This is a genomic window from Ruegeria sp. AA6, from assembly GCF_056542865.1.
Genome location: NZ_JBQGAN010000075.1, coordinates 1 through 850, shown reverse-complemented (window position 1 = coordinate 850; position 850 = coordinate 1). Strand labels below are relative to the sequence as shown.

The window sequence follows — 850 nt, the reverse complement described above, 5'->3', positions numbered from 1 at the left end:
GGCCAAAAAAGTGTCGCGGGATGGAGCAGCCCGGTAGCTCGTCAGGCTCATAACCTGAAGGTCGCAGGTTCAAATCCTGCTCCCGCAACCACTTTTACCGAACACAGTGTCATACGAGCCGCCGCAAGGCGGCTTTGCTCGTTCTGGGCCAGCCCAATCATTGCTGCCAGCGCACCCTCCAACTCGATCTGCACGCCATCCCGTTCATGTTGGATCGTAACACGTTCGATCAAGCCCCGGATGATCTCCAATGCCCCTGTACGGATCGACGGATCCGATAGAGCCTGCGCAGATCTGCGACCTTGGAGCGATAGAGTTCGGACAGATTTGGGTGCAGTCGCACCGGTGAGGGCGCAGGCTCAGACAGCTTCGCCTCAAGATCGGCAATCTGCGCTTCGAGCTCTTCGAGCCTCGCTTGAAGTCCGGGGGTGCGAATGCCCTCAGCGATTGCATCATAAAACCCATTCAGTTTGCGCGCAGCTTTGTCCCGCTCGGATTGCAGACGCGTCCGGGCTACCTCCGCTGTGCCTGCTTCTGCGTTGGCGGCTTCGCTGAAGGACTTGATAAAAGCGGCCACTGCGTCGGGCTGCATCAGACGCTGACGAAGCAAATCCAGAACGGCGTCTTCCAGGACATTGCGACGAATGGATTGCTTATGGGAACAAGTGCCGAGTTTGCGGGCGGCAGAGCAGGCGAGGTAGTCGCGTCCGACAGTAGCGAGGGGCCCTCCGCAGGTGCCGCAGAATGCAAGACCTGTCAGAATGAGAACGGCGGTGAGAAAGTCGACCACGGTAGCGGCGGGATAACCCTGCTGCGGGCGGCGTAAAAGTCGTCCATCTTTGCCCTTCTT

The 850-nt window shown here is 59.1% G+C and carries 1 protein-coding gene and 1 tRNA gene; one reads left to right on the top strand and one right to left on the bottom strand.

What is annotated here, in order from left to right:
- The first annotated feature begins 14 nt into the window (after nucleotides 1-14).
- Nucleotides 15-91, top strand: a tRNA-Met gene (locus ACR0LN_RS23930).
- A 138-nt stretch (nucleotides 92-229) separates the two neighbouring features.
- Here the strand turns inward: ACR0LN_RS23930 and ACR0LN_RS23925 are convergent.
- A partial coding sequence (locus ACR0LN_RS23925; protein ID WP_480433239.1) for a recombinase zinc ribbon domain-containing protein occupies nucleotides 230-850 on the bottom strand: 621 nt, incomplete at its 5' end.